The organism is Dyella sp. SG609 (assembly GCF_012275375.1).
Taxonomy (GTDB): Bacteria; Pseudomonadota; Gammaproteobacteria; order Xanthomonadales; family Rhodanobacteraceae; genus Dyella_D; species Dyella_D marensis.
Genome location: NZ_JAAZQJ010000002.1, coordinates 490,616 through 515,848 on the forward strand (window position 1 = coordinate 490,616; position 25,233 = coordinate 515,848).

The 25,233-nt window shown below is 68.6% G+C and carries 19 protein-coding genes and 1 tRNA gene; 8 read left to right on the forward strand and 12 right to left on the reverse strand.

All coding sequences use genetic code 11. From position 1 onward, the window contains the following. Nucleotides 1-47 precede the first annotated feature (47 nt). Nucleotides 48-662, forward strand: coding sequence for a DUF998 domain-containing protein (locus tag FHW85_RS05610; protein ID WP_168647611.1), 615 nt, complete (start codon nt 48-50; stop codon nt 660-662). A gap of 441 nt (nt 663-1,103) precedes the next feature. Here the strand turns inward: FHW85_RS05610 and FHW85_RS05615 are convergent, their stop codons facing one another. Together FHW85_RS05615 and hisS are read right to left on the reverse strand one after the other, a co-directional pair. Continuing rightward, complete coding sequence (locus tag FHW85_RS05615) at nt 1,104-3,005, reverse strand: aromatic amino acid ammonia-lyase (RefSeq protein ID WP_210427710.1); 1,902 nt, start codon at nt 3,003-3,005, stop codon at nt 1,104-1,106. A 98-nt stretch (nt 3,006-3,103) separates the two neighbouring features. Further along, nucleotides 3,104-4,477: a histidine--tRNA ligase gene (gene hisS / locus FHW85_RS05620; RefSeq protein WP_168647612.1), complete on the reverse strand. Its 1,374-nt coding sequence runs from the start codon at nt 4,475-4,477 to the stop codon at nt 3,104-3,106. Nucleotides 4,478-4,645: 168 nt separating this feature from the next. On the opposite strand from hisS, the gene FHW85_RS05625 reads away from it, so the two are divergent. After that, a tRNA-Pro gene (locus tag FHW85_RS05625) sits at nt 4,646-4,722 on the forward strand. 69 nt (nt 4,723-4,791) lie between these two features. Here FHW85_RS05625 and FHW85_RS05630 read toward each other — a convergent pair. The 8 genes from FHW85_RS05630 to FHW85_RS05665 form a co-directional block, all read right to left on the reverse strand. Beyond that, complete coding sequence (locus FHW85_RS05630) at nt 4,792-5,601, reverse strand: ferritin-like domain-containing protein (protein WP_168647613.1); 810 nt, start codon at nt 5,599-5,601, stop codon at nt 4,792-4,794. Between the two features lie 118 nt (nt 5,602-5,719). After that, on the reverse strand, nt 5,720-7,195 hold the full coding sequence (gene purF, locus FHW85_RS05635) for an amidophosphoribosyltransferase (RefSeq protein WP_167258716.1): 1,476 nt from the start codon (nt 7,193-7,195) through the stop codon (nt 5,720-5,722). A 22-nt stretch (nt 7,196-7,217) separates the two neighbouring features. Further along, nucleotides 7,218-7,985, reverse strand: a complete 768-nt coding sequence (locus FHW85_RS05640; protein ID WP_167258718.1) for a CvpA family protein — start codon at nt 7,983-7,985, stop codon at nt 7,218-7,220. A gap of 20 nt (nt 7,986-8,005) precedes the next feature. Continuing rightward, nucleotides 8,006-9,067 carry an SPOR domain-containing protein gene (locus FHW85_RS05645; protein ID WP_168647614.1) on the reverse strand — a complete coding sequence of 354 codons (1,062 nt, stop codon included), beginning with the start codon at nt 9,065-9,067 and terminating at the stop codon, nt 8,006-8,008. A gap of 100 nt (nt 9,068-9,167) precedes the next feature. Beyond that, complete coding sequence (folC, locus tag FHW85_RS05650) at nt 9,168-10,436, reverse strand: bifunctional tetrahydrofolate synthase/dihydrofolate synthase (RefSeq protein WP_168647615.1); 1,269 nt, start codon at nt 10,434-10,436, stop codon at nt 9,168-9,170. A gap of 22 nt (nt 10,437-10,458) precedes the next feature. Beyond that, the gene (locus FHW85_RS05655) at nt 10,459-11,055 is read right to left on the reverse strand and encodes a GNAT family N-acetyltransferase (RefSeq protein ID WP_168647616.1); all 597 of its coding nucleotides are present in this window, start codon (nt 11,053-11,055) and stop codon (nt 10,459-10,461) included. Nucleotides 11,056-11,057: 2 nt separating this feature from the next. Continuing rightward, entirely contained in the window at nt 11,058-11,462 is a 405-nt protein-coding gene (locus tag FHW85_RS05660) for a ketosteroid isomerase-related protein (protein WP_167258726.1), read from the reverse strand. Between the two features lie 217 nt (nt 11,463-11,679). Next, entirely contained in the window at nt 11,680-13,626 is a 1,947-nt protein-coding gene (locus tag FHW85_RS05665; protein ID WP_168647617.1) for an acetyl-CoA hydrolase/transferase C-terminal domain-containing protein, read from the reverse strand. Between the two features lie 84 nt (nt 13,627-13,710). Between FHW85_RS05665 and FHW85_RS05670 the strand changes: the two genes are divergently transcribed. From FHW85_RS05670 to FHW85_RS05685, 4 genes are all read left to right on the forward strand, one after another. Then, nucleotides 13,711-15,183, forward strand: coding sequence for a phospholipase D-like domain-containing protein (locus FHW85_RS05670; protein ID WP_246866655.1), 1,473 nt, complete (start codon nt 13,711-13,713; stop codon nt 15,181-15,183). 147 nt (nt 15,184-15,330) lie between these two features. Next, on the forward strand, nt 15,331-16,689 hold the full coding sequence (gene xseA / locus FHW85_RS05675; protein ID WP_168647618.1) for an exodeoxyribonuclease VII large subunit: 1,359 nt from the start codon (nt 15,331-15,333) through the stop codon (nt 16,687-16,689). A gap of 553 nt (nt 16,690-17,242) precedes the next feature. Next, nucleotides 17,243-18,886 (forward strand): acetolactate synthase large subunit, encoded by a 1,644-nt coding sequence (locus FHW85_RS05680; RefSeq protein ID WP_167255428.1) that lies wholly within the window; start codon nt 17,243-17,245, stop codon nt 18,884-18,886. Between the two features lie 13 nt (nt 18,887-18,899). Then, on the forward strand, nt 18,900-20,330 hold the full coding sequence (locus FHW85_RS05685; RefSeq protein WP_168647619.1) for an aldehyde dehydrogenase family protein: 1,431 nt from the start codon (nt 18,900-18,902) through the stop codon (nt 20,328-20,330). A gap of 170 nt (nt 20,331-20,500) precedes the next feature. On the opposite strand, the gene FHW85_RS05690 is transcribed toward FHW85_RS05685, so the two are convergent. Next, nucleotides 20,501-21,430, reverse strand: coding sequence for an AraC family transcriptional regulator (locus FHW85_RS05690; protein WP_168647620.1), 930 nt, complete (start codon nt 21,428-21,430; stop codon nt 20,501-20,503). Between the two features lie 179 nt (nt 21,431-21,609). Here FHW85_RS05690 and FHW85_RS05695 point away from each other — a divergent pair, with 179 nt between their 5' ends. Beyond that, the gene (locus FHW85_RS05695; protein ID WP_168647621.1) at nt 21,610-22,671 is read left to right on the forward strand and encodes an NAD(P)-dependent alcohol dehydrogenase; all 1,062 of its coding nucleotides are present in this window, start codon (nt 21,610-21,612) and stop codon (nt 22,669-22,671) included. Between the two features lie 179 nt (nt 22,672-22,850). Here the strand turns inward: FHW85_RS05695 and FHW85_RS05700 are convergent, their stop codons facing one another. Then, complete coding sequence (locus FHW85_RS05700) at nt 22,851-24,266, reverse strand: sugar porter family MFS transporter (RefSeq protein ID WP_168647622.1); 1,416 nt, start codon at nt 24,264-24,266, stop codon at nt 22,851-22,853. Nucleotides 24,267-24,486: 220 nt separating this feature from the next. Between FHW85_RS05700 and FHW85_RS05705 the strand changes: the two genes are divergently transcribed. After that, nucleotides 24,487-25,224 (forward strand): YdcF family protein, encoded by a 738-nt coding sequence (locus FHW85_RS05705; RefSeq protein ID WP_343203676.1) that lies wholly within the window; start codon nt 24,487-24,489, stop codon nt 25,222-25,224. The last annotated feature ends 9 nt before the right edge of the window (nt 25,225-25,233 follow it).

Consider the following 25,233-nt stretch of genomic DNA (forward strand, 5'->3'; position numbering starts at 1 on the left):
ACCCGCCCAAGGCCTACAATCCGCGACTTTCCGCCCCAACGCGCCCCATGACCGACACGCGCCCCGTCGCCCCGACCGCCCATCTCCTCCTGCTCACCACCACCGTCTTCGCCCTGGTCTGCGGCGCCGCCCAGTTCTGGCGGCACGACCTCGACCCCATCGCCATCCCCCTCAGCTTCTATCTCACCGGTCCCGGCGGCGCCTACGTGCGCCTGGCGTATTACCTGATCTCGGCCGGCCTGCTGGGCTTTGCCTTGGGCGGATACCGCGCAACATCGCCACCACTGCGCAGCCGCCTGGCCTCGACGCTGTTCGCAGGCGCCGGCCTGGCCCTGCCCGTCGTCGCACTCACCGAGCTATTCCTCGGCTCACCGTACGAACAACCGGCACGCCTGATTCACGGCCTCGCCGCGCAGGCCACGTTTCTGTGGCTGAGTTTCGGGATGCTGCTGTTGAATGCACGCTGGCGACGCGATGCCCTGCTGCGCACAGGCAGCACGGCGGGATGGATCGTGGCGTGGCTCGCGACCGTGGTGCTGTGGTCCCACGTATTCCTGCGCGACCTGCCGCATGGGCTGATGCAGAAGCTGACGATCGGCTTGATTCTGGTGTGGCTCGCATGGGCGGCGCGGCATATGCGGCGCGCGGCTGGCGTCAGATAAAGGGCTTTGGCTCGATGCGTGTTGCCGCAAGCCTTGGCCCCTCACCCTGCCCTCTCCCCGGAGGGGAGAGGGGTGATGTCGTGAGGCAGGCAGGAACGAAAAGCAAAAGCTGGCCCCGGTCGCTGAACGTCCTCTCGGCAACGGCACGTTGAAGCACCCGCTACGTAAACGCACTGTGGTTTCGTGTAGACCCAGGTTAATCAGACTACCGCAGCCGCCCACTGCTCCTTCTAGTCGCGTCGCGAGCCTTTGCTCTAAGGCTATTTCTCTTTGGTTACTTTCTCTTTGAGCCAGCAAAGAGAAAGTGACCCGGGCGCCGGCAGGCGCACGGAATGCCCGCTGCATAAGCGGCCAAGTCGCGACAACCTCACCTAGTCGCTACTGGATCCCGGCCGACGCCGGGATGACGAGTAGGGAGGCCTACGCCAGGACGACGAGCATTCAGCCGACAGCGCGCCGCTGCACCAGCTCGCACACCGTGCGCACATCCCCATCCATCGCGCGATCACGCGACATAAACCCAATGTGCCCACGCAACACATCGTGCGCCTTGCGCACCGCCTCCCCCGCGTGGAAATCCCCCACCCCGGCCAAGGCCGAGGTCAACTGCTGCACCTCCGCAGCAAACTGCGCGTAATGCGCATGATCCTCCCGCGGCGCATTCGCCACCTTGGCCGCCAGCGCCCTCCAGTCGCCACGCGCCGCCAACCGCCGCGCGGCATTCAACATCGCCTGGCGCAAATCCAGCGCCTGCGCCGCCGTATACAACTCCAACGCAATCACATGGCTGAGATCATCCAGCATCTCCAGCACATGCCGCGCCTCATTGGCGCCCATGGAGACATGATCCTCGGCATTGGCACTCGTCGGCACCGAGTAGACGCTGGCCGGATGCGCCCGCGTCGCCAGATCGTTGACCAGCGCCGCCGCCGTGTACTGCACGATCATGAAGCCCGAGTCGGTACCGTCCTCGTTGCCGGTAAGAAACGCCGGCAGCCCGTCGTTGGTCGCCGGATCCACCAGCTTGTTGAGCCGGCGCTCGGAAATCGAAGCCAGCACCGGAATCGCGGCCTTGACGTAGCTCATCGCCAGCGCCAGCGGCATCCCATGGAAATGGCCCGCCGAAATCACCTGCTCCTCGATGAACTGCGCACCCTCCGCGTCCGGGAAGATCAGCGGATTGTCGGTCACCGCATTGAGCTCGATATCGATCACGCGGCAGGCCTGCGCCCAGGCATCGCGCACCGCGCCATGCACCTGCGGCATGCAGCGCAGGCAATAGGCGTCCTGCGGCTGGTGCTTCTTGCCGCCCTTGAACGGCAGGAAGCGGCTGTAGAAGGCCTCGCGGCCGTGGCGCTGATTGGCCGGCACCCAGTCCCAGCCGATGTCGAAGCTGAGCGCCTGGTCTTCCGGCGCCGTCCACGCATCGGAAGCCCACTGCTTGAAGCGCGGCACCAGGTGGTAAGGAATATCCACCAGCGTGCTTTCGGTCAGCAGCTCGCGCACGTGCCCGGCGGCTTCCACCTGGCCGGGATGCGGGCGCAGCGCGTGCACTTCCGGGCGCAGCGCGCCGCTGCGGCCGGCGAAGGCGTCCAGCGTCATGGCGGCGGCCAGGTCCGCGGTGTCCAGCAGGTATTCCAGCGTGTCCAGCGCCAGCGCGGCGGTGGCCAGCATCTGCGCGGTGCCGTTGTTCAGCGCCAGGCCTTCCTTGAAGGACAGGCGGATCGGCACCAGGCCCGCGCGCTCCAGCGCTTCGGCGCCAGGCAGGCGCTCACCCTGGTAGAACGCTTCGCCGCCGCCGAGCAGCACGATGGCCAGGTGCGACAGCGGGGCGAGATCGCCGCTGGCGCCGACCGAGCCCTTCTCCGGCACCACCGGCACCACGCCGCTGTTGAGCAGCGCGGCCAGCGCGCGCAGGGTTTCCACGCGGATGCCCGAATGGCCGCGCATCAAGGTATTGATGCGGATCACCAGCATGGCGCGCACCACGTCCTCGGCGAACGGCTTGCCCACGCACACGGCATGGGTGGTGATGAGGTTGTGCTGCAGTTCTTCCAGCAGCGTGCCTTCCGGCTTTTCAGGGTGGCCGCCGGGCAGCTCATCGCGCAGGCGATGCGCGCCCAGCAGCTTGTCCGCGTTGCTGCCGAAACCGGTGGTGACGCCGTAGGTCGGCTCGCCGCAGCTCACCTTGTCGGCGAGGAAATCCGCGGCGCGCTGCACGCGCGCCAGCTGCGCCTCGTCCAGCACCACCGGCACGCGCTCGCGCGCGGCGGCAACCAGTTGCGCGCGAGTGAGGCTGCTGCCATCGAGTCGGATCTGCTCACGCTCATGGATATGGCTCATAGGTGTGCTCCGCGCCGGTGGGCGCTGGTCTCATGGGGAATGGGGATGCGGCAAGAGGAACCGCGCGGACGCCATCGGCGACGGCGTCCGCGCCGGGATCACGGCGCGATCTCGGCCTGCGCCAGCTCGACGCGCAGCGTCTTGATCAGTTCCGCGCGGGCGACTTCGAACTGGTCCTCGCGGCGCATGTCCTTCACCGTGACCACGCCCTTGGCCAGTTCGTCCTCGCCCAGCACCAGCACGAAGCGGATGCCCGCGCGGTCGGCGTACTTGAACTGCCTGGCCAGCTTGCCGCCTTCCAGCACCACCTCGGTGGCGATGCCGGCGCCGCGCAGTTCGCTGGCCACGGCCAGGTAGTCGGCCATGCGCGACTCGTCCATCTGCGTGACCAGCACGTCCACCGTGCTGCGCGCGGTGCTGACCAGGCCGGCTTCGCGCAGCTGCCAGTACAGGCGGGTCAGGCCGATGGAGATGCCCACGCCCGGCAGGCGCGACTTGGTGTACTGGCCGGCGAGGTTCTCGTAGCGGCCGCCGGAGCAGATCGAGCCGATCTGCGGGTAGTCGTTGAGCGTGGTCTCGTAGACGGTGCCGGTGTAGTAGTCCAGGCCGCGCGCGATCGACAGGTTCAGCGCGAAATGCGATTCCGGCACGCCGAAGTCGCGGATCAGGCCCAGCACTTCCTTCAGCTCCGCACGGCCCTGCTCCATCGACTCCGGACCCGCGCCGAGCGCGTCGAGCTGCTCGAACGCCTCGCGCACCGAGCTGGAACGCACCTGCACGAAGGCGAGGATCTTCTCGGCCACGTCGGCGGCCAGGCCGAAGCTTGCGCCGGTGAGCGTCTCGCGCACGTAGTCGGCGCCGCGCTTGTCCAGCTTGTCCACTTCGCGCAGCACCAGGGTCTGCTGCTCGGCGTCGCTCACGCCCAGGCTCTCGAAGAAGCCGCGCATCAGCTTGCGGTTGTTGAGCTGGATGGTGAACGCGCCGATGTTCAGCTCGCGGAATACGCTGTAGATGACCGCCGGCAGCTCGGCGTCGTAGCGCACCGACAGGCCGTCCTTGCCGATCACGTCGATGTCGCACTGGTAGAACTCGCGGAAGCGGCCGCGCTGGGCACGCTCGCCGCGGTACACGCGCTGCATCTGGTAGCGGCGGAACGGGAAGCTCAGGTCGTGCTCGTGCTCGGCCACGTAGCGGGCCAGCGGCACGGTGAGGTCGAAGCGCAGGGCAAGCTCGGGCTTCTCGCCCTGCTCCAGCGACCCGGTGGACTGCACGAAATACACCTGGCGCTCGGTCTCGCCACCGGTCTTGGTCAGCAGCACCTCGGAGAACTCCATCACCGGCGTTTCCACCGGCAGGAAACCGAAGCGCTCGTAGTTGCGGCGGATCGTGTCGAGCATGCGCTGGAACGCGATCTGGTCGAGCGGCAGCAGCTCGAGTACACCGGGCATGGTGCGGGCCGGGGTAAGCGCCATGAAATCCTCTGCTTCGAAAGGGAAACGCTGCCGGCGCCATGGCGCGCGGCGGTAGCCGCATAGGTTAGCAGAAGGCCTGCGCGGCCCTTCGCCGGGCGCGGCGCGGAATCGGAATGTTCCGGACCTGTTGCGAAGTCCGCCGAGGGTCATTAAGATACGCGGCTCCCACGGGGTGTAGCTCAGCCTGGTAGAGCGCTACGTTCGGGACGTAGAAGTCGCATGTTCGAATCATGTCACCCCGACCAATTCGATGATCAAGCCGGCCCAGCGCCGGCTTTTTCATGTCCGCGCTTCGCCGCGGCAACGCAGGCAGCTCAGTCGAGCAGCGCCAGTTCGGCCAGCCGGTCCATTTCCTCGGCGTCGAAGCCCGCTTCCAGCCGCGCCTGCCGGTTGAACGGTCCGCGCGGCGTGCGGCCCATGTAGCCGCGCAGCAGATCCAGGAAGGCCTGGCGCGGCTCCAGCCCGTCGCGTTCGCAGCAGTGGCGGAACCAGCGCGTGCCGGCGGCGACGTGCGCCACTTCCTCGCGCAGGATCACTTCCAGGATCGCGATGGTGCGCTCGTCGCCCGCGCCGCGCAGGCGCTCGATGATGCCGGGCGTCACGTCCAGCCCGCGCGCTTCCAGCACGCGCGGCACCAGGGCCATGCGCGCGGTGTCGTGATGCGCGGTCTTCTCGGCCATTTCCCACAGGCCGTTGTGCGCGTCGAAATCGCCGTAGGCGTGGCCCAGTTCCGCCAGGCGCTCGCTGAGCATGTCGAAGTGGCGCGCCTCGTCGTGGGCGCAGCTGGCCCAGTCGCGGTAGTAGGCGCCGGGCTTGCCGCGGAAGCGGTAGACCGCGTCCCAGGCCAGGTTGATCGCGTTGAATTCGATATGCGCCACGGCATGCACCAGCGCCGCGCGGCCTTCGGAGCTGCCGAGGCCGCGGCTGGGCACCTTGCTGGCGTGGACCAGCAGCGGGCGTTCGGGGCGGCCGGGCGCGCCGATGGGTTCGGGCGCCGGCGAGGCCGGATCCGGCTGCAGTTCGCCGGCCAGCAAGGCGTTCCAGGCCGCGTGCGTCAGGCGCACTTTCTCCGCCGGATCGGTGGCGTCGAGGCAGCGCTTCGCGGCTTGGTACAGGTCGTTCATGACGCAAGTGTAGGTTGGGGTGAGCCGCAGGCGAACCCCAACATCGCGATGCGCACGGCGGTGGCGGTGTCGGGGTTCGCCTGCGGCTCACCCCGACCTGCCCGTTGCGGCAGGGTGCTTACGCGCTGCGGCGCGCCGCCTTCGCATCGTCCGAGCGCAGCATCTCGATCTGTTCCAGATACTGCTTGTCCAGCCCGGTGACGTATTCGCCGTTGAAGCAGGAGGCGTCGAAGTGGGTCAGCGACTCGTTGCCGTCCTGCACCGCCCAGAACAGGTCCTTCAGGTCCTGGTAGATCAGCCAGTCGGCGCCGAGCACCTGCTCCACTTCCTTCTCGGTATGGCCGGCGGCGACCAGTTCCGACGCGGCCGGCATGTCGATGCCGTACACGTTCGGATAGCGCACCGGGGGCGCGGCGGAGGCGAAGAACACGTTGCGCGCGCCGGCATCGCGCGCCATCTGGATGATCTGGCGCGAGGTGGTGCCGCGCACGATGGAGTCGTCCACCAGCAGCACGTTCTTCTTGCGGAATTCCAGCTCCACCGGATTGAGCTTGCGGCGCACCGATTTCACGCGCTCGCCCTGCCCCGGCATGATGAAGGTGCGGCCGATATAGCGGTTCTTGACGAAGCCCTCGCGGAACGGCACGCCCAGCGCCTCGGCCAGCGCGCTGGCGGCGGTGCGGGCGGTGTCGGGGATGGGAATGACCGCCTCGATGCCGTGGTCCGGACGCTCGCGCAGGATCTTCTCGGCCAGCTTCTGGCCCATGCGCAGGCGCGCCTTGTAGACCGAGACGTTCTCGATCATCGAGTCCGGCCGCGCCAGGTACACGTATTCGAAGATGCACGGCGCATGCGTGGCGCCCTCGGCGCACATGCGGCTGAACAGCTGGCCGTCGACGCTGATGAACACCGCCTCGCCCGGCGCCAGGTCGCGCAGGCGCTTGAAGCCGAGGATGTCCAGCGCCACCGACTCCGACGCCACCGCGTATTCGCGGCCTTCCGCGGTGACGCGCTCGCCCAGCACCAGCGGACGGATGCCGTTGGGATCGCGGAAGGCCAGCAGGCCGTAGCCCAGGATCAGCGCCAGGCAGGCGTAGCCGCCGCGCGCGCGGGCGTGCACGCCGGCCACGGCCTTGAAGATGTGGTCGGGCGTGAGCGCCATGCGGTCCTGGATCTGCAGCTCGTGCGCCAGCACGTTGAGCAGCACTTCGGAATCCGAATCGGTGTTGATGTGGCGGCGGTCGTCCTCGAACATCTCGCGCCGCAGCGTTTCGGTGTTGACCAGGTTGCCGTTGTGCGCGAACGCGATGCCGTAGGGCGAGTTCACGTAGAACGGCTGCGCTTCCGAGGAACCCTCGGAACCGGCGGTGGGATAGCGGCAATGGCCCATGCCGATGCGGCCGCGCAGGCCGGTCATCGCGGTCTGGTTGAACACGTCGCGCACCAGGCCGTTGCCCTTGTGCAGGCGCAGCCGCGCGCCCTCGACGGTGGCGATGCCTGCCGCGTCCTGGCCGCGGTGCTGCAGCACGGTCAAGCCGTCGTAGAGGGCCGATGCCACCTCGGTGGTACCGACGATGCCGATGATTCCGCACATGGTTGTGATGCCTGTAAGTGCTTTAAGGATTCGTTGTCTGGCGCGGGGCGGCTTCCACTGCCTTGGGGTCGCGCGCGGCGCTCATGGCGGCCGGGTCGCGCGGTACCGCGGCGTCCGCGCCGGGCGCGCGCGCTGCGCTGCGGGCCGGTGCGGGCGCCAGGCCCTGCAGTGCCGCCGGCAGGCCTTGCAGCTGGCCTTGCCATTGGCTGGGCAGTTGCGGCAGCTGGCTGGGCAACTGGGTCGGCAGCCGCAGCTCCGGCAGCTTGTCCGGCAGCGACGGCAGTCCGTCCATCGCCGTCGACGGCTGCTGCAGGAAGCGCCGGGCGCTGCTCGGCACCTGCTGGTTCAGCCAGCCGGCCACGCCGGTGAACTGCGGCAGCAAGGCCGACTGCTGCCACCACGGATCGCGCGTCAGCGCGGTGAGGCTCACCAGGAACACGCCTACCGTCACCACCAGCACGCCGCGCGCCAGGCCGAACAGCATGCCCAGCAGGCGATCCGTGCCGCTCAGGCCGGTGCCCTGCACCAGCCTGGCCACCAGGAAGCGCACCACGATGCCCAGCACCAGCACGCCGACGAAGGTGGTGGCATAGCCGGCTGCCAGGCGCGCCGAAGGCAGGCTGATCTTGTTCGCGTACAACTCCGCCACGTGCGGACCGAAGGTCCAGGTGATCCACGCCGCGGTGACCCAGATCAGCAGGCCCAGCACCTCGGAAATGAGGCCGCGCCACAACCCGATCAAGACCGAGATGCCCAGTACCGCCAGGATGATGTAGTCGGCCCAGTTCATGGCGGCGCTGGCCTCGATGCTCAGGGCGCGGAGACGACGTTGCCGGCGAGGCCGAGCTTGGTCTTGATCTGGTCGCGCACGCGCACCGCGTCGTCGCGCTGGGTCTGCGGGCCGGCGCGCACGCGCCACAGCTGCTTGCCGCTGGCGTTCACGGTGTCGACGTAGCCGTCGAAGCCGTTGGAACGCAGCTTGTCGCGCAACGCGGTGGCGTCGGCCTGGCTGCCCATCGCGGCTACCTGCACCGCCCAGCCGCCCGCGCGGGCGGCGGGCGCAGGCGCGGCGGCGGCCGGCTTGGCGGCGGGCGCCGCCGCGGCCGCGGCCGGAGCGTCGTCCTGCGCCGGCGTGCTGGCGCTGCCTTCGAGGCGGGCCGGGGCGCCGGGGATGGTCTGGGTGATCTTCAGGCGCGCGGCCTCGGCGGCGGCGCGGGTGTCGAACGGGCCGGCGGTGACCAGGGTCAGCTGCTTGCCCGCCTGGTTGAGCGGGCGGCTGGACACCGGATAGCCGAGCGCGCGCACGCGCTGGGTCAGGCTTTGCGCGCTGGCAGCGGAAGCGTAGGCGCTGAGATTGAGGGTGTAGCGGCCATGCGCCGCGGTCGCGGCCGGCAGGTCGGCGGCGGGTGCCGGGGGGGTGGCGGCGGGCTTGGTCTGCGCGGGAATCGCCGGCTGCGCGGCCGGCTTCGGCGGCGCGGCGGCCTGGTTCGGGATCACCGGCTGGCCGGGCGCGCCCGGGCGGGTGACCGTGGTCGGCGCCGGCTGCTGGCCGGCGGCAGGGTCGGTCTCGACGTCGCGCGGGCGGTTGGAACCGATCTCCACCGTGGCCAGCTTGTCCGAGCCGGCCGGCGTGGCGGCCTGGCCCGCGGCCGAGGAAGCCGCGGCCGGCGCGGCGGCGGCCGTGCCGGCGGTGGCGGCGCCCGGGGTCAGGCTCATGGTGCGCGTCTGCAGGTCGCGGTCCGGCGCCGGCGGGATGGCCAGGCTGACCGTTTCGTCGCCGCCGGTCTTGGGCGGCGTGCTGGAAAAGAACATCGGCACGAACAGAACCGCCAGCGCGATCAGGACGGCGGCACCCAGCAGACGTGTTTTCAAGACAGGCTCCAAGGCGGCAAAAGCGCAAACACGAAACGGCGGGATTATACCTGACGTGGACGATCACCCATGCGGACGCGGGAATGACCGTTTCGAGCGTTCAGTTCTGCAGCACCGCGGCGGCGACGAAGAAGGAACCGAACGCCAGGATGCGCTCGCCCGGAAGTGCCGCCGCACGCGCCGCGGCGAGCGCGCTGCCCACGTCGGCGTGAAGATCGAACGCGGCCGGCGGCAGCGCCATCTGCAATTCCTTGCGCAAGGCCTCCGCCGGCAGGCCGCGCGGCGTATCGCGCTCCAGCCCCGCCAGGTGCCAATGCCCGATGCGCGCGCCCAGCGCGGCGATCACGCCGCCCACGTCCTTGTCCGCCAGCGCGCCGTACACCGCATGCACGCGCCCGCCAGGATGCGCGTCCAGCCATTCGGCCAGCGCGCGCGCCGCCTGCGGGTTGTGGCCGACGTCGACGATCAGCGCCGGATCGCCGCCCAGCGCCTGCAGCCGCGCGGCGACGGCGGCGGTCTTCACGCCTGCGGCCGCGGCTGCCGCGAGCGCGGCGGACGGTATCGGCGCGTGCGTACCTTGCGCATGCAGCGCGGCGATCGCCGCCGCCGCATTGGCGTACTGCACCGGAGCGGCCAGCGATGGATCCGGCAGCCCGAACGCCGTGCCGTCGGCATGCCGCCAGGTCCAGCCCTGTGCATGGCGTTCCACCCGGAAATCCACGCCCGCCCGCTCCACCCGCGCGCCGATGGCGGCCAGCGCCTGCAGCAGGCCGGCCGGCGGCGCCGCCTCGCCCACGATCGCCGGGCGGCCGTGGCGGGCGATGCCGGCTTTCTCGCGGCCGATGCTGTCGCGGTCGTTGCCGAGCCAGTCCATATGGTCCAGATCGACGGTGGTGATCACCGCGACGTCGGCGTCGACGATATTGATCGCATCCAGCCGCCCGCCCAGCCCCACTTCCAGCACGGCGGCGTCCAGGTCCGCGCGCGCGAACAGGTCCAGCGCCGCCAGCGTGCCGAATTCGAAATAGGTCAGCGGAATATCGCCGCGCGCCGCCTCGATGCGTTCGAAGCTGTCGACCAGGGCCTGGTCGCCGGCATCCTGGCCGTCGATGCGGATGCGCTCGTTGTAGCGCAGCAGATGCGGCGAGGTGTAGCAGCCCACGCGGCGTCCGGCCGCGCGCAGCATCGCTTCGAGCATGGCCACGGTGGAACCCTTGCCGTTGGTGCCGCCGACGGTGACGATCCAGCGCGCCGGCGCCGGCGCGCCCATGCGCCGCCACACTTCGCGCACGCGCTCCAGGCCCAGCTCGATGCTGCGCGGGTTGACGCTTTCCTGATAGCTCAGCCACTCGGCCAGCGTGCGCGACATACAGGTGTTTCCAGATAGAGAGTCAGGCGTCCAGCGGACGCAGCCAGAAGCGCAACCGGTGGCTGCTCGGCGCGGCGGCGCCGGCTTCCTTCCAGTCCAGTGCGCAGAACATGTCGTCCTGGCGCGCATAGCCGCGCTTGTGCCAGAACGCATCGTTGGGGCGGTAATCGGCGGGGCGGCGCGGATCGTCGTGCGCGCGTTCCACCGCGCAGAAGGCGGTCAGGCGGAAACCGCTCAGGCGCCGCGCATGCGCTTCGCGTTCGTCGAAGAAGCGGTGGCCCAGGCCCTGGCCGCGATAGGCGGACAGCAAGACCGACTCGCCGAAATAGAACACCTCGTGCAGCGGCCATCCACGTTCGAGAAACGGCCGGTGGAAGGCCTCGCCGTCATCGGCCAGCGGCAGTCCCGTGGAAGCACCGACCACGCGGCCGCCGTCCAGCGCCAGCACGAACACGCTGCGCGGCGAGCGCGCGTAGGCGGTGAGGTAGCGCTGCTCGTAATCGGCATCGCCTTCGTACAGATACGGATACTCGCGGAACACCGCGATGCGCAGCCGCGCCAGGTCGCCCAGATAAGGGGCCACTGCCTCGCCGCTGCAGGTGATCACCTCGAGCGCCATGCTCAGCCGCCGACCTGGGCGATCCAGTCGTTGAGGTTGTAATAGTTGCTGACGCGGGCCAGCTTGCCGTCGCGGACGTCGAAGAACGCCCCGCCCGGCAGCACGTAGCGCTGGCCCCGCGCGGGCGGCAGGCCTTCGTCGTCGGCGAGGTATTCGCCGTGCACCACGTATTCGGCCGCGGCATGCGCGCCGTCGGCGCTGACCATCACCACGATGTCCTTCAGCTGCTCGCGGTAGCTGCGCTCCATGCGGCCGAGAAAGGCCTTGAACGCATCGATGCCGGTCTCGCGGCCGCCCTGGTTGATGTCGTGGGCGACGTCGCCGGCGAGACAGCCGAGCATGGCGGGCCAGTCGGCGGCATTGAACGCGGCGTAGTAGCGGCGGATCAGGGATTCGGTGGGGGACATGGAGGCTTTGGATTGCGGTTCGTGCGGCAAAGATTAATGCATCGCGCGCCCTACCCCCTCTCCCCTCCGGGGAGAGGGCTGGGGTGAGGGGCCGGGCGGAGCGGTGAGCGAAGGGTCGAAAAGACCTAGGGCTTTTCATTTCTTCGTAGAACCGCCATCGCGAGCACCCGCCCCTCATCTGCCTGCCGGCATCTTCTCCCCGGCGGGGAGAAGAGTTCTATCGATGGGTTTTGCGTAACCCTGCCGATACCAGCCTGCGCAGCACACGCTCCTGCAAACTGCCCTGCCCGATCAATTCCATCCGCACCAGCGCCTCGCCCTCGCCCTCCACCGGCTCCCCCGGCTGGAACAAGGCACGCAGCAACTCCCAGCGCCCGCGCCACGACCCGCTCTTCGACTTCAACCACCCCAGCGCCGGCAACAGCCGCTGTTCCACCTCGGTGAAGTCGCTGCCGAACGGGAAGGCCGGAAACAGGCCGCGGCGCTCCATCGCGCCCAGCGCCTCGCGCAGATGCTCCGGCGTGTTGAGGCGCCACTTCTCCGGAATCTGGAAATCCGGCGACAGCTTGCCCGCCGACTTCGCCTCCGCGCACAGCGCGTCGAGGAAGCGCGCATCGCTGATCGCCAGCATCGCTTCCACGCATTCGTTGTCGGACTTGCCGCGCAGGTCCGCCACGCCGTACTCGGTGACGAACAGATCGCGCAGATGCCGCGGAATGGTGCAGTGGCCGTAGTTGAAACGGATATTGGTCTCCACCGTGCCGCGCACCTTGCGGGTGGCGCGCAGCAGCAGGGCGGAACGTCCGTCCGGCAGCTCGTGCGCCATCGCCACGAAGTTGTACTGCCCGCCCACGCCGCTGACCACGCGGCCGTCTTCCAGGCCGTCCGACACCGCCGAGCCCAGCAGGGTCGCCATCATGCAGGTGTTGAAGAAGCGCGCGCCGCGGCGCTGCAGCGAGGCCAGCGCCTGGTGGTTGCCGTACAGCTGGTTGACGTTGGAGACGCGGCACATGTCGATCGCATCGGGATCGGCCGCCTCGGTTTCGTCCAGCCAGCGGTACAGCTCCCGCGTGCCGAGAAAGAACGCGCCGCGCAGGTAATGCCCGCCGGGCGTTTCCGGCGCCAGCCGCCCCGCCGCCGAAGCGCGCTCCAGGCCTAAGTTGTCCCAGCTGCGCCGCCGCAGGATGCCGGCGCGCTGCAGATGCATGAAGCCGTCCATCACCATTTCGCTGGCGCCGTACAGGCCGGTGTCGAACGGCGCCAGCCCGCCGAAGCGCGCGGCCAGCGCGTGGGTGGCGCCGCGCGGATCCAGCGCCACCAGGGCGCGGCGCCAGTGCACGTTGTCGCGCTGGCGCAGCAGCAGCGCATGCACCAGTGCGTCGGACAGCGCGCCGATGCCGATCTGCAGGCAGCCGCCGTCCTTCACCAGCGCGCTGGCGTGCAGGCCCAGCGCGTATTCGGCCAGGTCCACCGGCTGGCGCGGCAGGGCGAACAGCGGGGCGGCGGTTTCCGGCCGCAGTTCCAGGTCGAAGAAGTTTGCTTCCACTTCGGCGTGGCCGCTGAGGTACGGCAGATCCGGATGCACCACCGCCACGCACAGCGGCCGCGCGCGGCCGGCGGCCCGGGCCTGGTCGAGGAAATCCAGGGTGAGGTCCGGATTGCACGAAAGGCTGTAGCGCACGCCTTCGGGCGTCTCGCGGCGCGCGACCAGCTGCACCAGCAGATTGATGTCCTGCACCACCAGGTCGCGCGCGACGTGCGTGTAGTTCTGGCTGATGTAGTTGCGCTGCGCGCTGCCGGACTGCAGCAGCGCGCCGGACTGCATGTAGAACTCGTGCACCGCCACGTTCGTGGGCAAGGCATTGCGCGCCTGGTCCACGGCGTATTGCGGGTCTTCCGTGTCGAGGCCGAAGTGGCGGTCGAGAAAGGGTTTGGCGAAGCGCTCTTCCAGCCCCGGCTGCGGACGCGGACGGGTCAGCGACAAGGCGGTGTACAGCGTCATGGAGCGCGAGCCGTCGGCCTGGGTCAGCCGGTACAGCGCGTTGAGCAGCCCGTGCGGCTTGCCTAATCCGAGCGGCGCGGCGATGCGCAGATCGGGACCGAGCCGTTCGGCGATGTGCCGTGCGCAGGCTTCCGTGTCGGTACGACATTGCTCTGGCGTCATGGGCGCGGAGCATGCCAAAACGCAGTACATGCTGCATAGCCGGCGCTTTCATGCCCCCTTCACCCGCCGCGGCAGTCACAAGCCATGCCCTACACTGCCGGCATGAACTTCGCCGCGTCCCCGACCTCCCCCACCCGGCGCCTGGCCGAACAGGCGCTCAGCCGCGCCGCCGGCGCGCCGCTGCTGCCGGGCAACCGCATCGACCTGCTGATCGACGCGGCCGTGCATTTCGAAACCTGGCTGGCGGCGATCCGCGGCGCGCGCAAGCGCGTGCTGCTGGAGAACTACATCATCCGCGACGACGAGGTCGGCCGCGCCTTCCGCGACGCGCTGGTGGAGCGCGCCAGCAGCGGGGTGACGGTGGCGGTGGTGTACGACTGGATGGGCTGCCTGGGCCAGTCGCGCGCCAGCTTCTGGGCGCCGCTGCGCGCCGCCGGCGGCCAGGTGCGCAGCTTCAATCCGCCGCAGCTGGGCCAGCCGTTCGGCTGGATCAGCCGCGATCACCGCAAGCTGCTGGTGGTGGACGGCGAAAAAGGTTTCCTGTCCGGCGTGTGCATCAGCCAGAAATGGCTGGGCGATCCGGCGCGCGGCATCGCTCCGTGGCGCGACACCGGCGTGGCGCTGCACGGCCCGGCGGTGGCGGAGCTGGAACTGGCCTTTGCGCAAAGCTGGTCCTGCATCGGCGAACCGCTGCCGGACTTCCCGCTGGAACCGGTGCAGCCGGCCGGCGAGGTGGCGCTGCGGGTGATCGCCACCCAGCCCTCCACCGCCGGCATGTACCGCATGGACCAGCTGATCGCCGCGATGGCGCGCAAGACGCTGTGGCTGACCGACGCCTACTTCGTCGGCGTGGCGCCCTACGTGCAGGCGCTGGCTTCGGCGGCGAAAGACGGCGTCGACGTGCGCCTGCTGGTGCCCGGCAGCAGCGATATCCCGGTGGTCGCCGGCATGTCGCGTTCCGGCTACCGGCCCCTGCTCAAGGCCGGCATCCGCGTGTTCGAGTGGAACGGCTCGATGCTGCACGCCAAGACCGCGGTGGCCGACGGCCAGTGGGCGCGGGTGGGTTCGTCCAATCTCAATATCGCCAGCTGGCTGAGCAACCGCGAGATCGACGTGGCGGTGGAAGACGCCGCCTTCGCCCAGCAGCTGGCCGCGCAGTACGAGCAGGACCTGGCCAATGCCACCGAGATCGTGCTGACCCCGCGTCCGAACCGCCCGTACAAGGACCGCGTCAGCGCCTCCGCCCGGCCTACCCGCACCGGCCGCATGGGCGGCAGTTCCAGCCGCGCCGCCGCCGGCGCCCTGCGCATCGCCAACACCATGGGCGCCGCGCTCAGCGACCGCCGCGTACTGGGCGACACCGAGACCGGCCCGCTGCTGGCCGGCACCGCCGCGCTGGCGGCGCTGGCGGCGGTGGCGATCCTGTGGCCGGCCGTGGTGGGCTGGCCGATCGCGCTGCTGGCGGCGTGGTTCGCGCTGAACTTCGGCATCCGCGCCTGGCGGGCGCGGCGCAGGCACCAGCGGCGGATCGAGGCGGCGGACGAGCCGGACGCCTGAGCGGGCGTAGGTTGGGGTGAGCCGCAGGCAAACCCCAACGTTGCCGCACCGTTGGGGTTCGCCTGCGGCTCACCCCAACCTACACTTCAACACTTTGCGGCAAGCTCATGACAGCGCGGCAGTTCCTGCGCTAGTCTCCCGCTTTCCATGCCCGCCCCCGACGCTCCCACGCCGCCCTCGCGGCACATCCTTACGCCGAGCACGCTCAACCGGCTGGTGCGCGACCTGCTGGAGGATGCGCTGCCGCTGGTGTGGATCGAAGGCGAGCTGTCGAACGTGGCGCGGCCCGCCTCCGGGCACCTGTACTTCACCCTGAAAGATGCCAACGCCCAGGTGCGTTGCGCCATGTTCCGCCCCAAGGCCATCGGCCTGCGCTTCCGCCCCGCCGACGGCGCCCACGTGCTGGTGCGCGCCCGCGTCGGCCTGTACGAACCGCGCGGCGAATTCCAGCTGGTGGCCGAGCATATGGAGCCGGCCGGCGAAGGCGCCCTGCAGCGCGAGTTCGAACAGCTCAAGGCCAGGCTCGACGCCGAAGGCCTGTTCGACCGCTCGCGCAAGCGCCCCCTGCCCGCCTTCGCCCGCCGCATCGGCGTGATCACCTCCGCCACCGGCGCCGCCGTGCGCGACGTGCTGAGCGTGCTGTCGCGCCGCTGGCCACTGGCCGAAGTGGACGTACTGCCAGTGCCGGTGCAGGGCCGCGAAGCGCCGCCGGCGATCGTCTCGATGCTCCGCCGCGCCTCCGCCAGCGGCCGCTACGACGTGCTCCTGCTGACCCGCGGCGGCGGTTCGCTGGAAGACCTGTGGGCCTTCAACGACGAACAGGTCGCGCGCGCCGTGCACGCCAGCGCCGTGCCGGTGGTGTCGGCCGTCGGCCACGAAGTCGATTTCAGCATCGCCGACTTCGTCGCCGACCTGCGCGCGCCCACGCCTTCGGCCGCCGCCGAACTGCTGGTCCCCGACGCGCAAGCGCTGGAACGCCACCTGCGCCAGCTGCGCCAGCGCCTGGCCACCCTGCAGCAACGCCGCCTGCACGCCCTGATCCAACGCACCGACCACCTGCTTACCCGCCTGCAAGCCCAACGCCCGCAAGCCCGCCTGCAACGCGACCGCGAACGCCTGTCCCACCTGCGCCACCGGCTGGTCGTGGCGATGCGCGAAACCCTGCGCGAAGACAGCCGCCGCCTGGAACGCAACCACGCCCGCCTGCTCACCCGCCATCCCCGCCACCGCCTGCCGCTCTACACCCAACAACTCGCACAACAGCAACGCCGCCTGCACCAGGCCATCGCCCGCATCCTCGAACGCCACCGCGCCACCCTGACCCAGACCGGCCGCGCACTGCACGCCATCAGCCCCCTGGCCACCCTCGACCGCGGCTACGCCATCCTGTTCGACGAACAGGGCCGAGTCATCCGCTCCGCCGCATCCGTCACGCCGGATGAGCGCGTCCGGGCGAAGCTGGCCGATGGGGAGCTGATGTTGAAGAACGAGGGGCAGCGCTCCTAAGCGCTCACCGCAGGCTTCAACTCCTCGCTCCGCCCGGCCCCTCACCCCGCCCCTCTCCCCGGAGGGGAGAGGGAGAAGTGATGTGGCGCCGCATACAGGAACGAAGAGCAAAAGCTGGCCTCGTTCCTTGAACGTCCTCTCGGCCACGGCACGTTGAAGGACGCGTTACGAAACCGCACTGGTGTTTCGTGTAGACCCAGGTTAATCAGGTTACCGCAGCCGACCACCGCTCCTTCTAGTCGCGTCGCGAGCCTTTGCTCTGAGGCTATTTCTCTTTGGTTACTTTCTCTTTGAGCCAGCAAAGAGAAAGTGACTCGGGCGCCGGCAGGCGTCCGAAATGCCCGCTGCATAAGCGGCCCATTCGCGTCACCGCGAAAATCAAACGATACCGTTACTGGATCCCGGCCTACGCCGGGATGACGAGCAGGTCAGGATGACGCGCAGCAAATAACAGACCCCCAAATTCCATATAACCAAACCCACCCCATCTCACACCTTTTAAACGAGAACGAGCGCATCCTGCCCGGCCATCCCCCCGATGGAACGCGAATGCATGAAAGCAGCAGCGTTATTCGTAAAAGCCCTCGAAGCCGAAGGCGTAAGACGCATCTTCGGCGTCCCCGGCGAAGAAAACCTCGACCTCGTCGAAGCCCTCCGCGACTCCAAGATCGAACTGATCGTCACCCGCCACGAACAAGCCGCCGGCTTCATGGCCGCCACCTGGGGCCGCCTCACCGGCGAAGCCGGCGTAGCGCTGTCCACCCTCGGCCCCGGCGCCACCAACCTGGTCACCGCCGCGGCCTATGCGCAGCTCGGCGCCATGCCGATGATGATGATCACCGGCCAGAAACCCATCCGCACGCACAAGCAGGGCCTGTTCCAGCTGGTCGACGTGGTCGACATGATGCAGCCGCTGACCAAGTACACGCGGCAGATCGTCTCCGCGCCGACCATCCCCGCACGCGTGCGCGAAGCCTTTCGCCGCGCCGAAGAGGAACGCCCCGGCGCCGTGCACCTGGAACTGCCGGAAGACATCGCCCGCGACGAAGTGGACGAAGCCATCCTGCTGCCCACCGAATACGCGCGCCGCCCCTCGCCCGACGACGCCGCGCTGGTGCAGGCCGGCGAGGCCATCACGTCCGCGAAGCACCCGATCCTGATGATCGGCGCCGCCGCCAACCGCCAGCGCACCGCGGTGGCGCTGCGCACCTTCATCGACAAGCTCGGCATCCCGTTCTTCACCACCCAGATGGGCAAGGGCGTGGTCGACGAGGACCACCCGCTGTGGCTGGGCAATGCCGCGCTCTCCGATGGCGACTTCGTGCATCGCGCGATCGACGCCGCCGACGTGATCGTCAACGTCGGCCACGACGTGGTGGAGAAGCCGCCGTTCTTCATGCACAAGGGCCGGCGCACCGTCATCCACATCAACTTCTCCTCGGCGGAAGTGGACACGGTCTATTTCCCGCAGATCGAAGTGGTGGGCGACATCGCGCATACGGTGGAACGCCTGACCGACGCGCTGACCCCGCAGGCGCACTGGAACTTCAAGTACTTCGACAAGGTGCGCGAGGCTTTCCACCGCCAGCTGGCCGAGCACGAGAACGATCCGCGCTTCCCCATCCACCCGGTGCGGCTGGTCGCCGACACGCGCCGCTACATGCCCGACGACGGCGTGCTGTGCCTGGACAACGGCATGTACAAGATCTGGTATGCGCGCTACTACCGCGCCCGCCAGCCCAACACCGTGCTGCTGGACAACGCGCTCGCCACCATGGGCGCCGGCTTGCCCTCGGCCATGGCGGCCAAGCTGGTGTACCCGGAGCGCAAGGTGCTGGCGATCTGCGGCGACGGCGGCTTCATGATGAATGCGCAGGAGCTGGAAACGGCGGTGCGCCTGAAGATGGACCTGGTGATCCTGCTGCTGCGCGACGACGCCTACGGCATGATCCGCTGGAAGCAGGCGGAGATGGGCTACCAGGATTTCGGCATGCAGTTCAGCAACCCGGACTTCGTCAAGTTCGCCGAAGCGCACGGCGCGCATGGCCACCGTCCGCAGAATGCGGACGAGTTCCTGCCCACGCTCAAGCGCGCCTTCGACCAGGGCGGCGTGCACCTGATCGACCTGGCCATCGACTACAGCGACAACCACCGCATCCTCAACGAAGAGATCCGCCGCCTCAGCGCGGCGGTGTGACCGGAGCGCCTGCATGCTTGAGAAAAAATATCCCTACTACCTGGCCAACAAGGCGCAGACCTCCAAGGAATGGATGGACGTGCTGGACAAGTACAGCGGCAAGGTCGCCACGCGCGTGGCGGTGCCGGATGCCAAGGCCACCGAGCAGGCGATCGCCGCCGCGGTGAAGGCCACCGAGCCGATGCGGCAGTTCAAGCCCTGGGCGCGCCAGGCCGTGCTGCAGCATTGCGTGCAGCGCTTTACCGAGCGGCGCGACGAGCTGGCTTATGCGCTGTGCGTGGAAGCGGGCAAGCCGATCAAGGATTCGGCCGGCGAAGTCACCCGCCTGATCGAAACCTTCGGCATCGCCGCCGAGGAAGCGGTGCGCACCAACGGCGAAACCATCAACCTGGAAATCGCCAGGCGGCTCGATGGCTACCACGGCTATACAAAGCGCGTGCCGCTGGGGCCGGTGTCCTTCATCACGCCGTTCAACTTTCCGCTCAACCTGGTGGCGCACAAGGTGGCGCCGGCCATCGCGGCCGGTTGTCCGTTCGTGCTGAAGCCGGCCGAGCGCACGCCGATCGGTGCGCTGATCATCGGCGAGGTGCTGGCGGAAACCGATCTTCCCAAAGGTGCATTCTCCATCCTTAACCTCGACGGCAAGCACGCCTCGCCGCTGGTGGAAGACCCCCGCTTCAAGCTGCTGTCCTTCACCGGCAGCCAGATCGGCTGGGACCTGAAGACCCGCGCCGGCCACAAGAAGGTGACGCTGGAACTGGGCGGCAATGCGGCCTGCATCGTCGATGCGGACCAGCAGCCGCGGCTGGACCACGTGATCGAGCGGCTGGTGTTCGGCGCGTTCTATCAGTCGGGCCAGAGCTGCATCAGCGTGCAGCGCATCTACGTGCAGGAGAGCCTGTACGACGAGCTGAAGAAGCGCCTGGTCGCGGCGGTGAAAAACCTGAAGTCCGGCGATCCGAAGAAGAAGGAAACCTTCCTCGGCCCGATGATCGACGAAGCCGCGGCCGAGCGGCTGCATGGCTGGATCGAGGAAGCGCGCAAGGCCGGCGCCAAGGTCCTGTGCGGCGGCAAGCGCAAGGGACCGATGCTGGAGGCCACCTTGATGGAGGGCGTGCCGCGCGACGCGAAGGTCAACCGGCAGGAAGTGTTCGGGCCGTTCGCGCTGCTGGCGCCGTTCAAGACGCTCGACGAAGCGATCGCGATGACCAACGATTCCGACTACGGCCTGCAGGCGGGCATCTTCACCGACAGCCTGGCTCATGCGATGCGTGCGTGGAACGAGCTGGAACAAGGCGGCGTGATCGTCAACGACGTGCCGAGCTTCCGCGTGGACAATATGCCGTATGGCGGCGTGAAGCTGTCCGGCGCAGGGCGCGAAGGCGTGCGCTATGCGATCGAGGATATGACTGAGATTCGGTTGATGGTGATGAGAGAGAGCTGAAAGACAGAACTCTTCTCCCCTCCGGGGAGAAGATGCCGGCAGGCAGATGAGGGGCGGGGCTTGCCATGTAGGATCGACAGGGCGCTGCTCGCGCTCTCTTCCCGCATCTACGCTCCGCCCGGCCCCTCACCCCAACCCTCTCCCCGGAGGGGAGAGGGAGCAGAAGCGGGTCACGCCACACTTGCTTCCACCCTCAACCGCACCACATCCCGCAGCGGCGGCGCGCCGAAATGCCGGCTGTATTCGCGGCTGAACTGCGACGGGCTTTCATAGCCCACGCGATGCGCCGCGGTCGCCACGTCGCAGCGCTCCGACAGCAACAACCGCCGCGCCTCCTGCAGCCGCAGCTGCTTCTGGTACTGCAAGGGACTGACCGCCGTCACCGCGCGAAAGTGGTGATGCAGCGACGAGGTCGACATGTTCACCTGCGCCGCCAGATCGTCGATGCGCAACGGCCGCTGATAGTGCTCGCGCAGCCACTGGATGGCGCGGGTGATCTGATGCCCCTGGCTGCCCGCCGTGGCGATCTGCGCCAGGCGCGCGCCCTGCTCTCCCGTCAGCAGGCGATACAGCAGCTCGCGTTCCAGCAGCGGCCCCAGCACCGGCAGGTCTTCCGGCGTCTCCAGCAGGCGCACCAGGCGCAGCACCGGATCGAGCAGGTCGCCGGTGACCGGGCTCAGCGCAATGCCGCGCGAGGGAGCCGACGCGCGCGCCGCGCGCACTTCGGGCAGCAGCTCGCGCACGCGCGGCAGGTCGAAACGGATCTTGAGGCACAGGCAAGGCTCGTCCGGCGCCGCGCGCGACACCTGCGCCAGCACCGGCACGTCCACCGAGGTGAGCAGATAGCGGCCCGGCTCGAACACCAGCGCTTCCTGGCCCAGCACGATCTGCTTGGCCCCGCGCAGGGCGATGCCGAAGCTGGGCTCGTACAGGGTGCAGGTGGGCGTACTGGTGGAGTCGGCGCGGAACACCGTGAGCGAGCCCCACGGCGTGTCGTGGGTGCCCTCGCCGGGGGCGTATCGTTCAATCCGCGCTGTCAATTCCTCGCAACATTCCTGCAGATGCGGCGGGATCGATTCGTATAAAGGCTTGTGCTGCATGGGCTTGCACCGTATAGCGACAGGCGGATTTTGCCTATTTCTACGGCTGCCGGCGACCTTCCCAAACGACTTTGCAGGATCGGGCAACGATCTCGCAGTATCCGGCTAACCGGGCGCGGGAGCGGCGACTCATACTTTTCAGGTCACCAGCCACCCTAATGACCTAGGAGCACGCCCCCATGGCCCTGACCATCCAAGGCTACGCCGCGCAGTCCGCCACCACCCCGCTGGCACCGCACCGCTTCGAGCGGCGCGATCCGCGCCCGGACGACGTGGTGATCGACATCCTGTATTGCGGCGTCTGCCATTCCGACATCCACCAGGCCCGCAACGAGTGGCACAACAGCATCTATCCGATGGTGCCGGGCCACGAAATCATCGGCCGCGTCAGCGCGGTCGGCGCCGAGGTCAACAAGTTCAAGGTCGGCGACATGGTCGGCATCGGCTGCATGGTCGACTCCTGCCAGCACTGCGGCGCCTGCCACGCCGGCCTGGAGCAGTACTGCGCCGAAGGCGCCACCTGGACCTACAACGGCATCGACCGCCGCGACGGCATGCCGACCTTCGGCGGCTATTCCGAGCGCATCGTGTCGTCCGACAAGTTCGTAGTGAGCATCTCCGACAAGCTCGACCCCAAGGCCGCCGCGCCGCTGCTGTGCGCCGGCATCACCACCTGGTCGCCACTGCGCCACTGGAAGATCGGCAAGGGCAGCAAGGTCGCCATCGTCGGCCTGGGCGGCCTGGGCCACATGGGCCTGAAGTTCGCCAAGGCGATGGGCGCGGACGTCACCCTGTTCACCCGCACCCCGGACAAGGAAGCCGAAGCGCGCCGCCTGGGCGCCGACCACGTGGTGCTGTCCACCGATCCGGCGCAGATGAAAGCGGTGTCGCGCGCGTTCGACTTCATCCTCGACACCGTGCCCAGCCCGCACGACCTCAACCCCTACCTGGAAACGCTCAACATCGACGGCACGCTGTGCCTGGTCGGCCTGCTCGAACCGATCGAACCGGCGGTGGCCGCGCACAACGTGGTGATCGGCCGCCGCGCGATCGCCGGCTCCGCCATCGGCGGCATCGCCGAGACGCAGGAGATGCTCGATTACTGCGCGGAGCACGGCATCGTGTCGGATATCGAGATGATCGATATCCAGAACATCAACCAGGCGTACGAGCGCATGTTGAAGAGCGATGTGCGGTATCGGTTCGTAATCGACCTTGCTTCGTTGAAAAAAGCGGCCTGAATCCCGCCTCAGTCAGCCCCCTCTCCCCGCCGGGGAGAGGGTTGGGGTGAGGGGGACCTACAGAGCGCTGAAGCGGCGACATCAAAGCAAGCGACGCTTCGTCGATCTTCCTCCGCGAGCACCCGCCCCTCATCCGGCTGCCGCCACCTTCTCCCCGGCGGGGAGAAGGGTTTCATTCTTCAGCGCCCCATCTCTTCGAGCTCCATCCCCTTCGTCTCCCGCACCGCCTTCACCACGAACACCAGCGACACCAGCGCGAACAAGGCATACAAGCCATAGGCGAAGCTGAGCCCCAGCTCCGACAGCGCCGGAAAACTGCTGGTGATGATGAAGTTCGCCCCCCACTGCGCCGCCGCGGCCACCGCCAGCGCGATCGCGCGGATGCGGTTGGGGAACATCTCGCCCAGCAGCACCCACACCATCGGGCCCCAGCTCAGGCCGAAGAACACCACGTAGGCATTGGCCGCCACCAGCGCCACCACGCCCCACGGCGCCGGCAGGCTCAGCGCCGCGCCACTGCCGGTGGCCTGCGAGAAGCACCACGCCATCAGGCCCAGCGTCACCGCCATGCCGGCCGAGCCGATCGCCAACAAAGGTTTACGCCCGATGCGGTCGACCAGGGCGATCGCCACCAGGGTCACCAGCACGTTGACCACCGAGGTCACCACGCTGATCGAAAACGCATCGGACTCGCTGAAACCCACCGAATGCCACAGCGTCGACGAGTAATAAAAGATCACGTTGATGCCGACGAACTGCTGGAACACCGACAGCAGGATGCCCACCCACACCACCGGCAGCAGTCCGGCCATGGAGCCGCGCAGGTCGCGCAGGCCGGGGCGGTATTCGGAACGCAGGCTCTGCGCAATGTCATCGAGCTTGTGGCCGAGCGCCTGCTCGTCGTGCAGATCGAGCACCTGGCGCAGCACCTGCTTCGCTTCGTCCATGCGCCCCTTGGCCACCAGGTGCCGCGGCGATTCCGGCACGCCCAGCACCAGCGAGCCGTAGATCAGCGCCGGCAGCACCGCCACCAGGAACATCCAGCGCCAGGCCTCCAGGCCCAGCCACAGCTTGTGCGCGGCGCCGCCAGCCGTACCGGCCAGCCACGCATCGCTGAGCAAGGCGGCAAAGATGCCCAGCACGATCGCCAGCTGCTGCAGCGAGCCGAGCCGACCGCGCACATAGGCCGGCGAGACTTCGGCGATATAGGTCGGCGCGATCACCGAGGCCACGCCCACGCCGACACCACCGACCAGGCGCCACAGCACCAGGTCCCATACGCCGGTCACCAGCCCCGAACCCACCGCACTCAAGGCAAGCAACACCGCCGCCACCTGCATGGTGCGCACGCGGCCCCAGCGGTCCGCCAGCGGACCGGCATACCACGCGCCCAGCGCCGAACCGAGCAGCGCGCACGACACCGCGAAACCGATGCTGCCGGCGCCCAGCCCGAAGCTGCCGCGCACCGCATCCACCGCGCCGTTGATCACCGCGGTATCGAAACCGAACAGAAATCCGCCCAGTGCCGCCGCCGCGGCGATCAGCACCACCCGCGCGGTCGCGCGGCCCTCCCCTTCGACCCTCTCTGCCTTCATGCCGCGGCGCTCCCCTTGCCGTATGTCGGAATCAAAATGCCGGAAACAAACCGGGCCGATTCTGCGTTGCGTGCGTGCGCCGCGTCGATGAATACGTATGCAGCTTTTGCTGCCGCGCAACACGTTTTGCATGCGAATCGAGCCGCCATGCGCGCCACGGCGATGTGCGCCGGTTAAGCTGCGCAGCTTCCCCGTGCATTGGAACGAACCGATGTCGCTGATCGTACTGCTGCTGCTCTGCCTGCTCGCATACCTGGCCCGCCGCAAACGCCCGCGGCTGGCCCGCACCTTGGGTGTGATCGCGTTGCTGCTGGTGTTCGCCGTGGGTTGCGGACCGGTGCCGGACTGGCTGATGCGCGGATTGCAGGGCGACTACGCCAGTGCGCCCTCGTTCCCGTGGGGCGCGCGCAACGCGATCGTGCTGCTGGGCGCCGGCACCTTCAAGGATCCGGCGCACGGCACGCTGGAGCCGAGCTTCTTCGCCGACGGCCGCATTCTCGCGGCGGTGGCGCAGTACCAGTCATGCCACGCCGCGGGCGGCGACTGCAAAGTGCTGGCGAGCGGCGGCGACGCGCAGGGCAACGGCGCACCCGAGGCCGCGGTCTATCGCGATGCGCTGGTGCATGCCGGCGTGCCCGCCGCCGACGTGCTGGTGGAAGACCGCAGCCTCAGCACCTGGCACAACGCGCAGTACAGCAAGCCGCTGCTCGCCGCCTACGCGCCCCAGCGCACCGTGCTGGTCACCTCCGGCCTGCACATGCGCCGCAGCCTGCTGTACTTCGCCCATTTCGGCATCGAGCCGGTACCGGTGCGCGGGGACTTGCTCGAGCCGCTGTGGTCGATCTATCCGCTGTCGTGGAATTTCACGGTAGCGGATGCGGCGCTGCATGAGTATGTGGGGATCGCGCGGTATCACGTGTACAACGCGCTGGGGATGAATGCGCCGAAGGTGAAGTAAATGCTCGCC